Annotated in this window: 17 protein-coding genes; 13 read left to right on the top strand and 4 right to left on the bottom strand. The window is 37.8% G+C overall.

The window, feature by feature from the left end; genetic code table 11:
• Positions 1 to 10: 10 nt before the first annotated feature.
• The 4 genes from NXX38_RS11500 to NXX38_RS11485 all read right to left on the bottom strand — a co-directional run bounded on the left by NXX38_RS11500 (position 11) and on the right by NXX38_RS11485 (position 8,429).
• Positions 11 to 1,087 carry a glycoside hydrolase family 18 gene (locus NXX38_RS11500; RefSeq protein ID WP_195648584.1) on the bottom strand — a complete coding sequence of 359 codons (1,077 nt, stop codon included), beginning with the start codon at positions 1,085 to 1,087 and terminating at the stop codon, positions 11 to 13.
• 28 nt (positions 1,088 to 1,115) lie between these two features.
• The gene (locus NXX38_RS11495; RefSeq protein ID WP_258979509.1) at positions 1,116 to 2,738 is read right to left on the bottom strand and encodes a SusD/RagB family nutrient-binding outer membrane lipoprotein; all 1,623 of its coding nucleotides are present in this window, start codon (positions 2,736 to 2,738) and stop codon (positions 1,116 to 1,118) included.
• 11 nt (positions 2,739 to 2,749) lie between these two features.
• On the bottom strand, positions 2,750 to 6,076 hold the full coding sequence (locus NXX38_RS11490) for a TonB-dependent receptor (protein ID WP_258979508.1): 3,327 nt from the start codon (positions 6,074 to 6,076) through the stop codon (positions 2,750 to 2,752).
• Positions 6,077 to 7,010: 934 nt separating this feature from the next.
• On the bottom strand, positions 7,011 to 8,429 hold the full coding sequence (locus NXX38_RS11485) for an ATP-dependent RecD-like DNA helicase (RefSeq protein WP_195648586.1): 1,419 nt from the start codon (positions 8,427 to 8,429) through the stop codon (positions 7,011 to 7,013).
• 95 nt (positions 8,430 to 8,524) lie between these two features.
• Here NXX38_RS11485 and NXX38_RS11480 point away from each other — a divergent pair, with 95 nt between their 5' ends.
• The 13 genes from NXX38_RS11480 (at position 8,525) to NXX38_RS11420 (ending at position 18,059) form a co-directional block, all read left to right on the top strand.
• Positions 8,525 to 9,211 (top strand): hypothetical protein, encoded by a 687-nt coding sequence (locus NXX38_RS11480; RefSeq protein WP_148366477.1) that lies wholly within the window; start codon positions 8,525 to 8,527, stop codon positions 9,209 to 9,211.
• A complete protein-coding gene (locus NXX38_RS11475) occupies positions 9,211 to 9,981 on the top strand; it encodes a DUF3822 family protein (protein WP_258979507.1) in 771 nt (256 codons plus the stop codon). The genes NXX38_RS11480 and NXX38_RS11475 overlap by 1 nt, the downstream gene beginning before the upstream one ends.
• Positions 9,982 to 10,204: 223 nt before the next feature.
• Positions 10,205 to 11,365 carry a site-specific integrase gene (locus tag NXX38_RS11470; protein ID WP_258979506.1) on the top strand — a complete coding sequence of 387 codons (1,161 nt, stop codon included), beginning with the start codon at positions 10,205 to 10,207 and terminating at the stop codon, positions 11,363 to 11,365.
• Between the two features lie 9 nt (positions 11,366 to 11,374).
• A complete protein-coding gene (locus NXX38_RS11465) occupies positions 11,375 to 12,259 on the top strand; it encodes a hypothetical protein (RefSeq protein ID WP_258979505.1) in 885 nt (294 codons plus the stop codon).
• A 189-nt stretch (positions 12,260 to 12,448) separates the two neighbouring features.
• Positions 12,449 to 12,733, top strand: coding sequence for an AlpA family transcriptional regulator (locus tag NXX38_RS11460; protein WP_258979504.1), 285 nt, complete (start codon positions 12,449 to 12,451; stop codon positions 12,731 to 12,733).
• A 14-nt stretch (positions 12,734 to 12,747) separates the two neighbouring features.
• Positions 12,748 to 13,053 carry an AbrB family transcriptional regulator gene (locus NXX38_RS11455; RefSeq protein WP_258979503.1) on the top strand — a complete coding sequence of 102 codons (306 nt, stop codon included), beginning with the start codon at positions 12,748 to 12,750 and terminating at the stop codon, positions 13,051 to 13,053.
• On the top strand, positions 13,046 to 13,711 hold the full coding sequence (locus tag NXX38_RS11450; RefSeq protein ID WP_258979502.1) for a DUF6291 domain-containing protein: 666 nt from the start codon (positions 13,046 to 13,048) through the stop codon (positions 13,709 to 13,711). Before NXX38_RS11455 ends, NXX38_RS11450 begins: the two co-directional genes overlap by 8 nt.
• A gap of 4 nt (positions 13,712 to 13,715) precedes the next feature.
• Positions 13,716 to 13,883, top strand: a complete 168-nt coding sequence (locus tag NXX38_RS11445) for a DnaB-like helicase N-terminal domain-containing protein (protein ID WP_258979501.1) — start codon at positions 13,716 to 13,718, stop codon at positions 13,881 to 13,883.
• A gap of 13 nt (positions 13,884 to 13,896) precedes the next feature.
• Complete coding sequence (locus NXX38_RS11440; RefSeq protein ID WP_258979500.1) at positions 13,897 to 15,078, top strand: replicative DNA helicase; 1,182 nt, start codon at positions 13,897 to 13,899, stop codon at positions 15,076 to 15,078.
• Positions 15,079 to 15,080: 2 nt separating this feature from the next.
• On the top strand, positions 15,081 to 15,479 hold the full coding sequence (locus NXX38_RS11435) for a RusA family crossover junction endodeoxyribonuclease (RefSeq protein WP_258979499.1): 399 nt from the start codon (positions 15,081 to 15,083) through the stop codon (positions 15,477 to 15,479).
• 76 nt (positions 15,480 to 15,555) lie between these two features.
• A complete protein-coding gene (locus tag NXX38_RS11430; RefSeq protein WP_258979498.1) occupies positions 15,556 to 15,855 on the top strand; it encodes a hypothetical protein in 300 nt (99 codons plus the stop codon).
• A 104-nt stretch (positions 15,856 to 15,959) separates the two neighbouring features.
• On the top strand, positions 15,960 to 16,247 hold the full coding sequence (locus NXX38_RS11425) for a hypothetical protein (protein WP_258979497.1): 288 nt from the start codon (positions 15,960 to 15,962) through the stop codon (positions 16,245 to 16,247).
• Positions 16,248 to 16,277: 30 nt separating this feature from the next.
• Positions 16,278 to 18,059 carry a hypothetical protein gene (locus NXX38_RS11420; RefSeq protein ID WP_258979496.1) on the top strand — a complete coding sequence of 594 codons (1,782 nt, stop codon included), beginning with the start codon at positions 16,278 to 16,280 and terminating at the stop codon, positions 18,057 to 18,059.
• The last annotated feature ends 3 nt before the right edge of the window (positions 18,060 to 18,062 follow it).

The raw sequence follows: 18,062 nt of genomic DNA, 5'->3' as shown, positions 1-18,062 counted from the left end.
AAAATGTTGTTTATTTAACGGTTGGACTCAATATATTAATGGCTTCTTTTATAGTCGGATAAATGTTGGCAACATTAAAGTAGTCTTTTTCCGCTGCATCAATCGAGATTCCTGCCTTGGTATAGTCAGAAGTTTTTGAGACAGCCCATTGAGCTGCTCCTATGATAGCAGACGAACCATCGCCTAGTTCCCCATTATAACTCCCTGAATTGGTAAGATAAGGAGTAGTCACCCCCATCACAAAGCGGTCAGTGGGCACATCCTTGGCAGATGCCATTAACACGAGATATGACATTTCATTTTGATTCTTGGCACCATGTGCATTGATAATAATATACTTACAATCAGCAAATAACTTCTTGTCGATAACATTTTGCGGAGAACCTTTGAAAATAATTGTTTTATCCATATTTGAAGCTTTCCAATTAGATACCACATCAAAAAATGCCGCTTGACGTGCTGTTTCAGCAGCTATTTCGCTTTCCTCAACCAGTGAATTAAGGTCAAAACCTGTATAGTTTGCTACAATTCCGTCTACTCCCAAAGCACTGCTTGCTGCAACTTGTTTAGCCACTTCATTCTTACAGTATTCAATAAAGCGTGTTGCATTATCAACAGGTTCTTCTTCTCCCTCATTCTCTGTTTCATCGGAAACAGTTTGTACATTGGCAGCTTCCTCATCAAGGATTTTTTTCCATGCACTTTCTATTTTATCGAAATCTACCAAACCTAACACTTTTGTACCTAACCGACGCACCTCTTCCATTTCAGATGCATTTACTTCGCTCACTTCCATGATATTATTCAAGCAAATGTAATCAATACTGTCGGGCATATCAGTAAGATGTTGGCTGCGCGAGGTTGGAATAGTGCTTACATTGTCAATTGAAGTAATCACAACCTGATGTTCTGATGTCTTGAATTCATTAAGAGACTTTACGTATTGGGCGTAAAGCTCAGGGTTCTGTTCCTCAATAGTCGGCGTATTTAGTTTAATACTTTCTACATCTGTCCAGTCGGAACAAGATGCTACAGCAACCAGTGTCATTGCAGAAAACAATGTTTTGAATATACTATTTCTCTTCATATTCGTTCAATTTTCTTTTGATATATAATTATTTGCAATCCCACCAAACATGAGTAGCCATTGAGTCTCCTTTTTTAGTCTTAGACTCTTGAGTCAAAGTCAAAACAGCAGCCTCCACGCTTTCTTTATTTTCACGATATTCGTCGGTCGGATATGGCATACGCCGCGCACCTTCTGTATCATCAACAATACCACTGCTGGCATTTGCCGCCATCGGCATCAACTTTGGATAGCCGGTACGCCGATATTCAGACCATGATTCCATACCATTCGGGAAATTGGCAATCCATTTCTGAGTAATAATCTGTTCAAGACTTTTCTCAAAGTCACCACCAGCCCATGCTACTGTAACAGCAGTATTAATCGAACCGGAATAATCATAAGTCTGCCCACTCTGTCCTTTTAATGGATCCTTGTAGCCTTCTACTTTTCCAGTATTCGCCAAATAGCTTTCTACTCCACTACTGATATTGTTTTCTTCAAATGACAAACGGATACCTGCTTCATAAAGGTCTTTTGGAGAGCCTCCCATATTCCACCCACGAAGAGCTCCTTCAGCACGTAAGAAAGCAACTTCTGAAGCACGGAATACAACAATGTTATCACTTGCAGCTACTTTCATACAAGAAGAACCTTGTGACCAAGAATTATACTGTCCCTGCAAAATGCCCCGACGCAATCCGACGTAACCTTCTTCTCCCGTATATGCATTTCCTGATACGGTACCAAAAGTACTTTTGTCATAATAGGCTTCACGACGAGGGTCATTATAACCATTCATGTAACAAGTTAAATCGGCTGAGATTCGTGCGTCAGACCATAGTACCATAAAACGTTGCCACGGATTATGATCGGCAACTTTGCGATAAGCACCGTCAGAGGCGGTAGTCATTACACCTGCTTCTACAGCTTCTTCAGCTAACTGCTGCGATGTTTTCCCGTTCACATTGAATCCTGCTACGTAACAAGTACGCATCGCCATTCTAAGCTTCAAAGAGTTGGCAAACTTGCACCATGCTAATGTATTACCATTATAAATTCTGTCTGCACTTGAACTGAAACTCTGGCTAGCATATTTACTCAATACTGAGATAACATTATCCAAATCCTCAAACATCTTAGTATAAACAGCTTGCTGAGAATCATAAGGGGATTTGATTGCGTTAGCGGCTCCCACCTGTGAATAAGGAATAGGACCATATGTATCTGTTACACGTAACATAACAACAATGCGATATAGCTCGGCTAATGATAAGAATAATTCATCATCACTCTGATTCTTCAAATTAAAATAATCAGGATAGAACTTTGAATAGAAATCATTAAATGGAATTTTCTTCCAGTCATCCGAAGGATTATAAGTTGCATAACGACCAGACCAACCTGTTCCCAAATTAGAGTCTGCTACATATCCCGAGAATCCTCCTGCCATCAAACAGTCTACATACTGAGAAAAGTTTTCTTGTTCCGGCATCATTAAATCCTGCAAGTTAAGAGCTAATGACCTCACTAAATACCAATCTACCCCCATATCGTTCTGATCCGGTTCATGAGGATTCTTATTATAATCTTCAAAGTTTCCCGTACATGCAGTTGTACCAAAAAGAAACAAACCAGCGACTATAAACTGTATTATTGTATTTTTCTTCATCTTTTCAGTTTTTAGAATTTAAGTTTCAAATTGAATCCTACGCTACGAAGGCTAGGCATCATAAAGTAATCAATTCCTTGATAATAATTACCTGTAGTTGCCACTGACTCCGGATCGAAAGGAGCCTTACAGTAAATCATCCATAAATTACGTCCTACTAATGAAAGAGTTATATCCATTATGTTTTTCAGTTTTTTTCTTGGAATGGTATAACTTACTGAAGCTTCTTGCAGACGCAAGTTAGTGGCGCTATACGTATAGTATTGAGGAATACCACTGTCAGCACCGACTACTGAATACCATTTTTGTGCATCAATTCTATCATTACCATTTATCACAACCCCACCATTGTCACGGGCTGCCGCTGTTACCTCAGACACACCATAGGAATCAAGTACGGCTTGGGTTGCAGAATACACAACACCTCCCAAACGGGCTGTTAACAAGAAACCAAGCCCCCAGTTGCCATATTGGAAATCATTACGCCATGCCATATTAGCTTTTGGGAAGACAGAACCTAGATAAATGTCATCAACTTTATCGTTTACTGTCACATTTCCATCTTCATTTACATAAATCTTATTATTCGAATCGCGGAGTAAGTCGGACTGTGAATAAAGATCACCCAAAGAACCACCTACTTTTAAAATAAACCTAGCCTTTGATAACCCACCTACATCCATTCGGTCTTTTGTAATCTCTTCACCTGTCACAGGATTTATATACCCGTCAATCAAGCTTAATATTTTGTTTTTATTGGCACTGAATGTATAATTCGAACTCCATGTAAATTTATTCCATGTATTTTTGTAACCCAAAGAGAGTTCTACACCACGGTTGCGTACATTACCAGTCTGTGCATAAAAAGTGCTGTATCCTCCTGTTGGAGAAAGTTTGGCATCCATAGTCTGATTATAAGTCTTGGTATTGTAGAATGAAACATCCAAATTGAAGTTTTTCAGAAAGCGTGCAGTAAGACCAACTTCCCAAGAGTCTGTTCTTTCCGGTTTCAAATCATATAATGGATATGCAGATTGAGAAGAATACGCTCCGGTAGAAGTATTCCAAGAGAAAGTCGGATATGCTAAGAAACGCCCGAAGGGTAGACCAACAGATGCCCATGAAGCACGTAATTTCAAGTAAGAAATACTTTCAGGTAACTTAAACAACTCTGACAGAACAATAGAAGTACCTACTGACGGGTAGAAAAAAGATGCTTGTTTTGAGTTCGGGCCCGCCAGTTGGCTCGGCCAATCATTACGTCCGGTAAGAGTTAAATAATAAGTACTCTTATAGCCAACTTCCGCTGATGCAAATATAGATTGAGTCTGTTCACGATAACCGGTTTCCTCACGTTTACCTGTATCCTTATCCAGTTGGGCAACAGTGAAAAAGTTAGGAAGACCGTTTGCGGCAATCGGTCCACTGACACCAAGAGCTTCAGAACGATTATCGGAATAGGAAGCACCAATATTGGCAGTCAGGCTCCAATCCTCTCCAAATGTCTTGTTAATATTCAGCAACAAATCCGCGTATGTTTGTTTGTCACGAGTATTTGTTACTCCATAAAAACCATTTTTACCTTCAGCTATGGTTTCAATAGTAGAAGCATAGTATTTTTGTGTATATGTGTTATAGGAATTATCCAAACGTACACGCCCGGCTACATTCAACCAACTTAAGATATCATAACTCAAAGCTGCACTCAACATATAACGGTCTTTGTCATTTTCGCGCAAGTTACGGTAGTTGATCCAGTAAGGATTTTGCAAACGAAAAGAACCACCACCTTGCGGCCAGTATTGAGTATACATGTTACGTTCTAAATCATAACGTTCATACATCTTATAATCTTCCCAGTCGTTACCACGTGGAAATAAATAAGCAGAAGCCAATGGATTGGCATAGATACCTTGGTTTACCATATTACGGTCTTTCTGCATAATATATTGAGCCCCCACATCCAACTTCATTTTATCATCTAGGAAAAGAGTTGTATTACGGAATGTAAAGTTATAGCGTTCATACTTATTATTGGAAATAATTCCACGTGAATTAACCGCAGCAACAGACAAATAAGTCTGATTGTGTTCAGTTCCGGTAGAAAGTGTTACAGACTCTGTTCCGATAAGTCCTGTTTGGAAATAATCACTTGCAGGATCGTATCCATAGTAATTGGCATCGTTCAGTCTCTTTCCCCAACTGGCATCTGTGCCGGATGTGCCATAACGATTTTGGAATTCCGGCATAACAAACTGGGATAACATTTCTGTATTACTGGATACCGTCAGAGATACACGCCCAACTTTTCCTTTCTTTGTAGTAATTACAATAGCACCATTGGCAGCATTGCTACCATACAATGCGGCAGCAGCGGCTCCGGATAAGACCGACATTGATTCAATATCTTCCGGATTAATATCTGCTATAGCTTCTGTGGAACCTTGTGATTGAAATTCTTCAGAACCACCTGAAGCACTTAAATTATACATTGGAATACCGTCAATTACATAAAGTGCATTGGAAGATTGTTCAATACCTCTTGATCCACGCATAACAACCTTACTTGCACCACCAATACCGGAAGAAGAAGAGTTGATGTTCAAACCTGCGACCTTTCCATTTAGAGAGTTGATAAAGTTTGCATCTTTTACAGCCAAAGCCGATTCGGCATCTACTTGTGTTACATTGTAACTCAAAGCTTTCTCTGAACGTTTGATACCTAGTGCTGTAACTACAACCTCATCAATCACTTGTGTATCGTCCATCAACGTTATATTGATAGAGGTCTGCCCTTTTAAAGGCACCTCCTGTGTCTTATAGCCAATATAAGAATAAATAATAATAGGATTATTACTTTTTGTGATTATTTTATAATTACCATCTAAATCCGTAATAGCTCCATCTGTTGTTCCCTTTACTAAGATACTAACACCAATTAGAGGTTCACCCTTAGAATCCAATACTTGTCCGGTTATAGTACGTTCTTTTCCACTTTGCTGTTGTACTGGATTAGAATCCCCCTTTTCAGATAAATAAATAATATTCTCTTCTATTTTATAAGAGACTGCCTTATCTTTAAGGAGTGTACTTAATACTTGCTCCAAAGAAGCGTCCTTCACTTTAAGAGGCTCAACCGTAATGGTTGAAAGTTTGTCATTATAAAAAAACTGATACTTTGATTGTGATTGAATTTGCTTGATTACAGTGCCTAAAGTTGTACGGGGAGTTGATAAGGTCAACTGCGCCATAGCCCATTGTACAGGAACTGCCAAAAACAAAAAGACTAATAAAGCCCGAAATAACTTCGAGTTTCGAAGCGAATGTTTGCTTTCCATACATTTTATTTAATGGTTATACATTTTATTAAACTCTCAAGGATGGTGTCGACTTCCCCTCCTCTGTTAATAAAACAATGCTAAAATAATAAACACTTAGTCCAATTTATCTTTTTTTAAAAAAAAATCTTTTCCAAGAGAAAATAATTTGCGGGGTATGCGTGCCAATGCTTACGGTTCACACATGATTTTTACTATGGCCTCCAACTGAGACAATTTTGAAACAGTGCAATTACCGACTATGCAAAGAATAGCTCGCTCTTTCTAGGATGAAGAACTAGTATTCGACAGTATCAAATCTCTCAAAGACTGGAAATAATATAAACTTATTAAAATGAAACTGAAGATATGAAAACAATAAATAAGTTATTAATGGCTATGTCTATCCTGCTCCTTGTAGGGTTGATGTAATGATGACAAACAGGAGGGAATTACAACAGAACCAATTTCTAAATTAGAAATAGAACAGGAAAATATAAAAGTAAAGATTGGTAGCGAAAATAAGGAGACTATCAGTATTACACAAGGAGGTGGTGAATACAACGTATCTTCACTAAATCTGTATATTGCCCAAGCTACGATAGAAAATAGTGGAACCCAAATAGAAGGTTTTCAAAATGTTGGAACAATAATTATAGTATCAAACAAAGACGGAAGATTCCGTAAACTGTCTGTTAGTGTTTATGCCACCGACATATTGGAACTAGACAAAGAAAGCATCGAATTTATTACCAGACTTGAATATTCAGACGAAGCAACAATCAATGTTACAAATGGAAATGGAGAATTATTCTATAACATCTAATAATAAAGTTGCAATATCTCAATACAAAAAGTAAGTTTGTAATAAGAAGGTTCTATAAATAAATCCTCCATGATGTGTATATGAAAAATGAAGGGCTTTTAAAAAAGTTTTGAGATAAAAACATCTTAATCACTCCACCTGTTCTTTCGGATAATTCACCAAATACAATGTTTTTGTCGCACGAGTAAAAGCCGTATACAGCCATCGGAAATAATCAGGAGTCAAATACTCATCCGTCATATACCCCTGATCTAAAAATACATTCTGCCACTGCCCACCTTGCGCTTTATGACAGGTTATTGCATATGCATATTTCACTTGCAATGCATTATAATGCGGATCAGCTTTCATCTTTTTCATCCGGTCTCTTTTGATTGGAATATCTATATAGTCCTCAAGTACTGTATAAAATAATCGGTCATTGTCTTCTTTTGATAATGCAGGTGAATCCGAATGCAAAGTATCCAATAATAGATTTGCATCCAATTCAAAATCATTCTGGTCAGGAAAACGGAGAGTGACTTCCGCAAAACGAAAGCCATATATGTCACGAGTTCGACGAACACGCCGGACAACTGCTATCTCACCATTCGCTATAAAATCCATCTCCTTATATTTCTCTGTCCAATAGTAATTATTTCTAGCTATCATCAACATATCTCCTGAGTTCAATTCATCTTCACGCCAAAGAATTTGAGCACGTATTCCATTATTATATAGGTTTGCACGCTTATTAGAACGACAGACAACAATCGTTTCATCCATACCATCATGATCATAACAATTAGTCAGTTCCTCTATCAGTTCCGTTCCCGGTACCAGTTTAATATCAGGAAAGCCTGCTATTTTTATTTTAGGCAAAGAATAACAATCATCCTCCGCTATCAATCGCCTCAACTGTGTGGCATTCCATAATATTCCGGATTCTTGCACCTGACGGACTACTTGAGTAAGATCAATCTCACGTACTTCAAGCCCATATCCCTTCAATGCATCGGAAAAAAGTGCCGGGCTTAACTCCTCTCCTACCGGAGGAAGCTGCGCAGTATCACCCATTAACAAGAGACGACACCCCTGCCCCGAATAAACAAATTGCACTAAATCGTCCAATAGACGACCTGTTCCAAACACACTCCCCGACAGTCCTTCGTTTGAAATCATGGAAGCCTCATCAACGATGAATAAAGTATTTGTAGCCAGATTGTCATTGATCGAAAAATTACTAAGCTCATTCGAAAAAGACTGTTGCCTATATATTTTTTTATGAATGGTGAAAGCCGGATGTCCTGCATATGTTGAAAAGACCTTTGCCGCGCGCCCTGTAGGAGCCAACAATACAGATTTCTGCTGCAATTGATCCATGGTTTTCACCAATGCCCCTACCAATGAAGTTTTACCAGTGCCGGCATAACCTCTTAAGATAAAGACTTCATCCGCCAGTGTGGACAGCAGAAACTCTGAAAGAGATTTTACAGCAATTTCCTGCTCTAAAGTTGGTTGATAAGGAAAATTTTCCTTAATTTGCCTTTCTAAATAGTTATTTATCATTTTTGTACGAGAAAAAAGTTCGAGGAACTATCGTATTTAAATTTATTTATTCTATTTTTGCGATGCGAATATAACAACTAAAAACATAATTTATCATGAAAACAGTATTTAATATTGTATTGGTGCTTTGTGCTGCTGCACTGATTTACATCTGCTACACCAGCATTATGGGTCCTATCAATTTTGAAAACGCTAAAAAAGACAGAGAAAAAGCAGTCATTGCCCGTTTGATCGACATCCGTAAGGCACAGCAGGAATACCGTACGCTGCACCGCGGAATGTATACAGACAAATTTGACACATTGATTGACTTCGTTAAAAATCAAAAATTGCCGTTCGTTATGAAGATGGGAATGTTGACCGACAAACAATTGGAAGACGGACTGACTGAAAAGAAAGCTATGGCTATCATCGAAAAAGCAAAGAAGACAGGCAAATATGATGAAGTTAAGAAATGGGGACTTGAAAACTTCAAACGTGACACTATGTGGGTAGCTGTTATGGATACTATTTTCCCGAAAGGATTCAACCCGGATTCTATGAGATACATCCCTTACGGAGGTGGTGCTCAATTCGAAATGAATGTAAAAAACGATACTGCTAAATCCGGTGCTCCTGTATACTTATTTGAAGTAAAAGCTCCGTATGAAACTTATTTGAACGGACTTGACAAGCAAGAGATTATTAATTTAAAAGATGTTCAGAGCAAATTGGGTAGATACTGCGGTTTGATGGTAGGTTCTATCGATACTCCGAACAATGGTGCTGGTAACTGGGAATAATGATTGATTTTACTAAATCAAAACAATATACTTTATCCATCCGTCTTAGTACGGATGGATTTTCTTTTTCTATCTATAACCCGATTCATGACGATTCGCTTTCAATCATAGAGAAAGAGATAGACGCTTCTCTATCCCTAACAGCAAATCTAAAGGCAGTCTTCCACGAATCGGACTTCCTCAATCATCCTTACAAACGGGTAAACATTATGATGGCAAGTAAACGTTTTACAATCGTGCCATTAGACCTTTTTGAAGAGGAACAGGCGGAACTTCTATTTTATCACAATCATCAGAAAAAAGAAAACGAAACGGTACTCTACAATATTCTAAGAAAGAATAATGTAGCTGTCATTTTCGGTATAGACAAAAGCACACAGATCTTTTTGAATGAACAATATCCCGAAGCTCGCTTTTATTCTCAATCTACTCCGTTTATCGATTATTTTTCTGTAAAAAGCAGATTAGGAAACAGTAAGAAGATGTATGCTTCTGTACGCAAAGACGGTATTGACATCTATTGCTTTGAACGGGGTCATCTACTTCTGTCTAATTCTTTTGAATGCACGCATACAGAAGACCGTATTTACTATTTATTGTACGCTTGGAAGCAACTGGAATTTAATCAGGAGCGGGATGAGCTACATCTAACTGGAACACTTTCCGAGAAAGAAGTTTTAATGAGCGAACTGAAAAAGTTTATCCTACAGGTATTTATTATGAATCCTGCAACTAATATTGACATGCAAGCCTTATTAACATGCGAGTAATCAGCGGACACACTTTTCCAAGTTCGTAAGTAACGACTAAAAAAGAGCTAAAAATAAGAAAATAAACTACTATTTTTCAGTCAATTATATTTCATTTAGACATCATTTAGAAATAGCATTTACTTTCTTTTGTTTGGTTCTTTTTTAGTCGTTTTTTGTCACTAGTTTGTCACCCAGTTTAAAATAATTAATTATATTTGCATCGGTGATAAATTAATGACGTATGAAAAAACAGATTAAAGTCAAAGAGCCGATTCGGTTACGGACAAAAAAACTAGCGAACGAAAACGAATCATTGTATTTAGATTGTTACTATGATGGAAAAAGAATACGAGAATTTTTAAAACTCTACATTGTTCCAGAACGTACCAAAGAGGATAAAGAAAAAAATATCCAAACGCTCAAACTTGCCAATGCTATCAAGGCAAAGCGTATCGTAGAATTACAAAACGAAGAACACGGATTCAAAACAAGTTCCGTCAAGTCTAAAGCAAATTTCATTAACTATATTGATTCTTTTGTTGATAACCTACCCAAAGACACAAAAGGATATAACGGTTATATTTGCACCATGCAGGGATTAAAATACCATCTATTAAAATACAAGGGTGAGAACATCACTTTTAAAGATATAGATCGGAAATTCCTCGCAGATTTCACAGAGTATTTAAAAGTCGCCAAAGTATCAACCAAAGCGGTAAAAGAAAGTGAACGGACATTAGCCCAGGGAACACAATGGAATTACTTCAATAAATTAAACCTTCTGTTAAATAAGGCTGAAAGAGAAGAGATAATACCATTCAACCCAGTAGACAGATTAGAGAAAGGAGAAAGACCACAACGGGCAGACCCTAGATGTACATTCCTTGTACTGGATGAAGTTAAGCGATTAGCAGATACACCGTTTAGAATGGATAATCTTAAACGTGCTTTCCTTTTTGCCTGTTTATGCGGGTTAAGAATTAGCGATGTCCGGTCTTTACAGTGGAACAGTTTCCAACAGGACAGCAAAGGGAATATCTTTGCAAAAATAACCCAGAAAAAAACAAAAGGCACTTTATATTTACCTATTAGCCCAGAGGCCATCAAACAGTTACCCCCAAAAGGAAACGATATAGATTTTGTTTTTGGCAAGCTTCCAGATAATAGCTATATAGATAAACTTCTTAAAATTTGGGCTAAAGATGCGGGAATAACAAAGAACCTGACTTTTCATGTAAGCCGCCATACATTCGCCACGTTAAGCATAACTTACGGAGCAGACCTTTATACAGTTAGCAAATTACTTGGACATGCTGACATAAAAACTACACAAATTTATGCAGATGTAATCAATGAGAAAAAAAGAGATGCAGTAAACGCAATTCCAAGTATAATAAAATAATATAGGATCATGAATATAAATAAAGTGGCTTTAGAATTGACAGCAAGGCAAATAAGCAGAAGAAATCATAACGTCTCCAGTATAAACAATGACTTAGAATGTTATTTTATAACTTTACTAAAAGAAGGCTGGGAGGAAAAAGATGCTATTCTAGTAATAAAAGGTGCTTTTGATGATATATCAAGTACTTTAGGAAAGTCTCTAAAAATGAGCAGTATAGACTTACAATTTATAGAAAGATGGATAATCGAGAAGAGTAAACTAATAAACACTAATGATAGAAACATTGTTAACTCCGGTATGATAATAGGAGAAAACAAAGGTAATGTAGTACAAAAAAATTATGGAGTAATGAATTATATACATGAAAATAATTACGGTGTACAAAGCGGATCCCAAAATATTCAGAGGAAAATGGTTAATATCAACTCCAATATAAATTTTGGTTCTATTGGCGGGAATAACAAGTCTACATACAACAATGTAGGGAATACAATCTCTATTACCCTATCCGATCCCAATATTCAAAGAATATCAATAAAACCTACTGGGGAGATTGAAATGCAAAAACATCATTTAAACGATCAACCAGCTACTCCAATTAATAATAATATTTTGCCTGAAGAATTAAATACTCAACAGGCAAAGGAATATTTTTCTAAAGCAATAGAAGCGGGATTTATGGATGACCGTTTCCAATGGGTTAAGGGAACAACTAAATATCAAATTGCTTTATTTGCTGAAATATGCAGTGAGAAATTAAAAATTAAACATAAATGGAAAACTTTTGAAACACTTTGGAATGTAGCACACCTAGCACAAACAAGGCGAGAAAGCAAGGAGCGGTTTGGAAAAGTAGACAGAGAAAAAGAAATTATAAAAATATTCGAATAACATGATAATCAAGCATTAGCATCACTATAGTGTATATTATAACACACTATAATAAACCCTATATAGGCACTATAATAGGCACTATATAGGGCTTTTTTATTTCCTATCCTTCTGATATTTGCAATGTAATTACAAAACATCCGGGCAAAGTACACGCCCAATAATGTTTAATTTTATAATTATCGTAGAATGTCAGAAGAATTGAAACAACAGTTGGATAGAATAGAGCGATACAGCCTATTAGCAGCTAAAAATGTACTTTGCTTTGAAGATGTTGTACTCCTTACCGGATTAAGTAGGAGCCATCTTTATAAATTAACGTGTTATCATCAAATTCCACACTATAAGCCAAAAGGGAAACAAGTCTATTTTGATAGAAAAGAGTTAGAGGACTGGATGAGGCAAAACAAAATAGCGACTAACCAAGAGCTGGAACAAAAAGCAGCTGATTATATTGTTTCTAAACGTAAATAAGAAAGGGGCTAGCTATGGAAGAAAAGAAAAAGGCAGCCTCAACGACCGCCAATCTCCTCAACAACAGGAGCAAAGATAACAAATCATCTCGAATAATTCAACAGGTACGATCTATTTTCTTATCTGGCCGGAAAGTAACGGCAAGAGAAATCAACGCTGAAACAAATTCGAATGACGCCAGACGTGTAATCTCCACCCTCCGTAATGATGAAGGCTGGGATATTAAAGACATTCGTCTGGACGATAGAAGAAAACTATATTGGTTAGAGCCAGACAAACGGCAAATGTCTATTAACTGGGAAGGAGGTATCAATGAGTAGAAAATCATTTGTACTTTATACAGAATGGGAAGATGCGTTCGACGGACAGCCCAACGACATTGCAGGCGAACTCATCAAAGCAATATTCGACTATGTTAGAACAGAAGAAATGCCGCAAACAGACAATACTGTAGTCAATGCAATGTTCTCCATCTTTAAACCGGCTATTGACCGTAATATAGGCAAATATGATGCTGCTATCAAACAACGGAAAGAAGCCGCTCTCAAAAGTGCAGAAAGCAGAAAACATCAAGCGAACGACCGTAAACGAACGACAACGACCGTATGCGACCGTAAACGAACGTCAACTGTAAGTGTAAGTGATAGTGTAAGTGTTAGTGATACTCTCTCTCTTAATGGAGAGAGTGTGAGAGAGGGAGCGAATAAAGTTCTCGACCTTCAATCAATCAAAGAGCAACTACTATCTGACGAAACATGGAAAGAATCTGTTTGTATGCAGTCTACTTTAGGCGTGTCTTTTATTTCTATGCTTCCCGACCAGTTAGATAAGTTCATTGCTTATATCGTTTCAATCGGAGAAGAACGGAGTATATCGAATATATCGGATGCAAAGAGAAGGTTTACTTATTGGTGGCAGAATCACGGAAGAAAGGAGGTACAGGATGAAAACAAACAAGTCTACATTATCCCAAGTTAAAGGAATGCCGAACGCACCAGAAGCGGAACAAGCCATTAACGGTTCTCTCCTTGGCTTTGGAGGCGATAAAGTATTTGATGCTATATCTTCCGATCTAAGTACAGACATGTTTTTTGATATCCGGAATGCAATATTGTATGAAGCTATCCAGTCGCTTCCATACAAACAATAAACCATGTGATATAGTGTCAGTAACGAATGAGATACGTTCGATGGGAAAGATAGAAGAAGTTCCGCCCCACTTCATTGCTGAAACTTTGAATCACGGCTACGACTCATTCCATGCTGTAGAACATGCTCTCATGATTAAACAGAAATATCTACAACGGAAAGCTATTGAATTATCCCATATACTCCAACAACAAGCCTATGATGATACGGAAGATATCGGAGACGTCCTTTTCAATGCGGGAAAAGCACTGGAACAGATGCAACAGAATTTGATTGGGAAAAGTGAAGCCCAATCATTCAAAGACATTGCACAATTCGCATTAAAAAACATAGATCGGAAAATGGGACTGTATAGCAGCGGGCAGCAGACAGGAATAACAACCGGGTTACAGGACCTTGACGATATGACTTCCGGTTTGCATGGTGGCGAATTGATTGTATTGTCAGCACGTCCGGCCATGGGGAAAACTGCCGTATCTTTACATTTTGGAAAGTCGGCAGCTAAGCAAGGCATTCCGGTAGTCATTTTCTCTTTAGAAATGGATTCTATAAGCCTGTATGAGCGTTTCATAGCTTCGGAATCCAATGTACACCCCAGCAAATTAAGGTCCGGCAATATAAGCCAAGATGAGCTACAGCAAATAGATAAGGCAGTAGGGGGAACTTTATACACTTTACCGATAACAATAAACGATAATGCGGCTATAAGTATGAGTTATATCCGGGCAATGTGTCGCATGTTCCACCGGCAAAATAAATGCGGGATGGTGATAATTGATTATCTCCAGCTGATAACCGAAAGTTCGAATGGAACTAGAAACAGAGAGCAGGAAATAGCCCGAATGTCCCGGGAGGCAAAGATTATCGCTAAAGAATTGAATGTACCTGTTATCCTTCTGTCTCAACTCAACCGGGAAGTAGACAAGAGACCAGACAAGAAACCGATTCTTGCCGATCTTCGGGAATCAGGAGCCATTGAGCAAGATGCAGACATAGTGATTTTTGTTCATCGTCCGGAATATTACGGGATTAGTATCAATGATTCATCCGGACGTGAGATTCACAACTATGGTGAATTGATTATAGCCAAACATCGAAACGGTTCTGTCGGAACAGTCAAATTCAAGCATAACGGTTCCCTAACTAAGATATTTGACTACGATACGAAAGGTTATACGGAAAACAATCCCTTCTAGCTATGGAAATAGAAACAATCTACGGGCAAGTGATAGCGAAAGCAAACAACTATCAAGCCGTGCCGGGCAAAGATGGCCAGAAACGGATCATCAAAAATGACCGGATCAGGGAGTATGAGAAATCCTTCTGCCTACAATGCAAGAAGTATCGAGGAAGGCACATTTCCGGTCGTTTCAAGCTATTTATCCGTGTTTGGCATGGAAGTATTCGCTTCGATCTGGATAATGCCTTAAAAACGATCCTTGATTGCTTGCAAATGGTGGAGGCTATTACAAACGACAGCCTTTGTTTTGAGATTCATGCGGAGAAGCGGATAGACCAACGGAATCCGAGAGTAGAATTTGGTCTGGAAGAGATAAACGAACAAAAAAATATATTCAGCCAAAATAAAGCGATTTAAGCCATTTTCTTTTGCGGGATGATAAGATGTTCATCTTTACGGAGAAAATCGAAAATATTGCAAACGTGAAAAGAATATGAAAGGATTATGGATAGTTAAGCCTTCATCATTGAAGGCAGAGTTTAAAAAGTTCGGTGATTCTTTCGAATTAGTATTCAAAAACAGAAAAAACCGAATGTACTGTTATCGAAGAACCACACCGGAGGGAATAGTATATTTTGAAGTATTCCGATCCAATTTTGGGAAAACAAAAAGCGGGTACTCCTATGAATATTATCCCAGAGATTCACAGTTTGGCGTATCTGCATGGTGTATTAGAGACGGTAAAGGAGCAATGAAGAAAGTGTTTAAGTACATGAAACAGGAATATAAATAAAAAGGGTTTGCGAATTAGGCATTTTCTTTTCTTGAATGAACAATCTATCGTATGGAGCGAGAAAAACAGCTTAGACGCAAACATTATACCAAATAAAGGCAATTATGAAGAAGATAGTAGAACAAAATGAAAGATACGATATAATTCAAATGAATTTTCGTAGTCTACCTATCACTTTCCGATGCTGGAAAGACGGTAGCGGAATTATAGAGATCAGAGTTGATGCAAACTTTGCCAAGGCCAACGGTTATCAATCTGTCGAAGATATGGCAGAAAAGACAATAGGCAAAGCCAAGTTTGAAGAAATGTTCGGTGATGTACCCGACTGGATTAGAGTAGACCAAAACGGAGATTTCACATTTGTAGGAGTTAATAGAATATTACTCAACTAAATAAATTATTAATCATCATTTTTTTACATTATGACAAGAGACGAATTATATATCAATAAGACAAAGGCCGATCTTAACAAGACGGATATTACTTTGAGTTATAAGAGTAACCTGCTAACCGATATTAGTAAAATTATAAGTAATAGGAGTTATACGATCAGATTGCCTAAAACGGCAAAGAATCTGGCTTTGATTGAGTGTTCACATCTTCCCAGCTCAATAAGCCGTTATCCTTACCTAAAACATAAGGGGACGTTATTACGGAATGGTATTGAGATGATTAAAAATGCCAATGTAGTACTGCTAGCAACTGGCGAAACAATAGAGGTTGCTCTTACATGGGGAAACGTCACAAACTTTGCTGGCGTGGTAAACGATGGCAAGAAGCTAACGGATATTACTCACGGGACGGTAGAGGGCGTGGATTGGGTAGTATGGAGTAATAAGGGAAGCAATTCAGCACAATTTCCACTTATTGACTATGGGTTTAACTCCGATGATCCGAACGTGTGGTATCATCCGGTAGTTACTGTGAAATGGATTTTAGACAAGATTCAGGAGCAAAGCGGAGTAACGTTTAATTTCCCTGCTGACAAACTTACTGTCATAAACAAAATGATTATTCCTCTTTTGACAAGGAATGATTCGCAAGCGATATATGATGCCTACCCAATGACTTTAAGAGTAACAGGGTATGATTCATCAATAATCAAATTTGAAGCTATAGGAGATAGTACCCAACAGTATGTTAGCACTAACGGGAGCCGGGATATTTACCCGAAATTTGATTCAACATTGAAACTGAAAGGAACAATAGAAGTTTCATACACTTATTCACAGGGAATTGATTATTTAAATACTCCTTTTCAAATTACAGTTTATAGTACACCGACCAAACAGGAAGAAATAATAAATATATATAAACCGGCTGCATATATAGAACCGCCATATATTCGGCTAGTTTATAGCTTTGATACTTCTGCTACAGTCTATAAAGATGGATATTTTATAATATCAAGTGGAAACGGACAACAGCCGATAAATAGTGTATCAGGGAGTTTGTCGGTAACTATAACGGAACGGGAAGAAGATGTTGTATTAGGTGAGAAATTCCCCTTAGTTCCCAATCTTCCGGACATCAAGCAAATAGACTTTATTAAAGCCGTTGCCTCAATGGTCGGTCTGTTTGCTTTACCGGATGGCGAAAACGGGATCAAGTTTATTCCCTTTGATAATCTGTCTGCAAACAAATCTAAAGCTGTAGACTGGACGAATCGTGTGATAATGGCTTATAATAGCGTAACGCCTAGAAACTTACAGTACACCCTTGATAACATAGCTCAAAACAACTGGTTCCGGTATAAAGAGGATGATAATGTCATGGGAAATTATGACGGAAATATCCAGGTTGATGATGCCACGATAGAATACGAACGTGATGCCATCACTTTGCCTTTCTCCGCCTGCAGTACAAAAGGAGGCGTTGCTTATATTCCTCTGTATTCTTATAACGAGGAAGGAGAGCTGGAATATAATAAAACAAATCCCCGGATATTATTGCTTGATGGCACGAAGGGAATATTCAAGGGGCTAGAATGGACTACCTTAATTGCAAATAACTATCAGACGTACAAAGGACTAATCAATAATGCAAAGGTAGTGACCGAGTATATCCGTCTTAACAGTATCGAATTACGGGACTTAGAGATGGATATACCGGTTTATTTGGCTCAATATGGTTGTTATCTGGCTATCATAGAGATAACGACTAGAGAAAACAATATATGTGAGTGTAAACTTTTAAAACTATAATGT

It is taken from the genome of Bacteroides sp. BFG-637, assembly GCF_024793605.1.
GTDB classification, from domain to species: domain Bacteria; phylum Bacteroidota; class Bacteroidia; order Bacteroidales; family Bacteroidaceae; genus Bacteroides; species Bacteroides vicugnae.
The sequence above is the reverse complement of the archived record's forward strand: the minus strand, read 5'-3'. Positions and strand labels throughout refer to the sequence as shown.

Bases quoted from the DNA above. Each gene is read 5' to 3' on its own strand.
- NXX38_RS11480 (WP_148366477.1), top strand. From the start codon at position 8,525: ATGAAAACAGTATTTAATATTGTATTGGTGCTTTGTGCTGCTGCACTG.
- NXX38_RS11430 (WP_258979498.1), top strand. From the start codon at position 15,556: ATGAAAGGATTATGGATAGTTAAGCCTTCATCATTGAAGGCAGAGTTT.
- NXX38_RS11470 (WP_258979506.1), top strand. From the start codon at position 10,205: ATGAAAAAACAGATTAAAGTCAAAGAGCCGATTCGGTTACGGACAAAA.
- NXX38_RS11475 (WP_258979507.1), top strand. From the start codon at position 9,211: ATGATTGATTTTACTAAATCAAAACAATATACTTTATCCATCCGTCTT.
- NXX38_RS11500 (WP_195648584.1), bottom strand. From the start codon at position 1,087: ATGAAGAGAAATAGTATATTCAAAACATTGTTTTCTGCAATGACACTG.
- NXX38_RS11485 (WP_195648586.1), bottom strand. From the start codon at position 8,429: ATGATAAATAACTATTTAGAAAGGCAAATTAAGGAAAATTTTCCTTAT.
- NXX38_RS11445 (WP_258979501.1), top strand. From the start codon at position 13,716: ATGCCGAACGCACCAGAAGCGGAACAAGCCATTAACGGTTCTCTCCTT.
- NXX38_RS11450 (WP_258979502.1), top strand. From the start codon at position 13,046: ATGAGTAGAAAATCATTTGTACTTTATACAGAATGGGAAGATGCGTTC.
- NXX38_RS11420 (WP_258979496.1), top strand. From the start codon at position 16,278: ATGACAAGAGACGAATTATATATCAATAAGACAAAGGCCGATCTTAAC.
- NXX38_RS11435 (WP_258979499.1), top strand. From the start codon at position 15,081: ATGGAAATAGAAACAATCTACGGGCAAGTGATAGCGAAAGCAAACAAC.
- NXX38_RS11495 (WP_258979509.1), bottom strand. From the start codon at position 2,738: ATGAAGAAAAATACAATAATACAGTTTATAGTCGCTGGTTTGTTTCTT.
- NXX38_RS11425 (WP_258979497.1), top strand. From the start codon at position 15,960: ATGAAGAAGATAGTAGAACAAAATGAAAGATACGATATAATTCAAATG.
- NXX38_RS11460 (WP_258979504.1), top strand. From the start codon at position 12,449: ATGTCAGAAGAATTGAAACAACAGTTGGATAGAATAGAGCGATACAGC.
- NXX38_RS11490 (WP_258979508.1), bottom strand. From the start codon at position 6,076: ATGGAAAGCAAACATTCGCTTCGAAACTCGAAGTTATTTCGGGCTTTA.
- NXX38_RS11465 (WP_258979505.1), top strand. From the start codon at position 11,375: ATGAATATAAATAAAGTGGCTTTAGAATTGACAGCAAGGCAAATAAGC.
- NXX38_RS11455 (WP_258979503.1), top strand. From the start codon at position 12,748: ATGGAAGAAAAGAAAAAGGCAGCCTCAACGACCGCCAATCTCCTCAAC.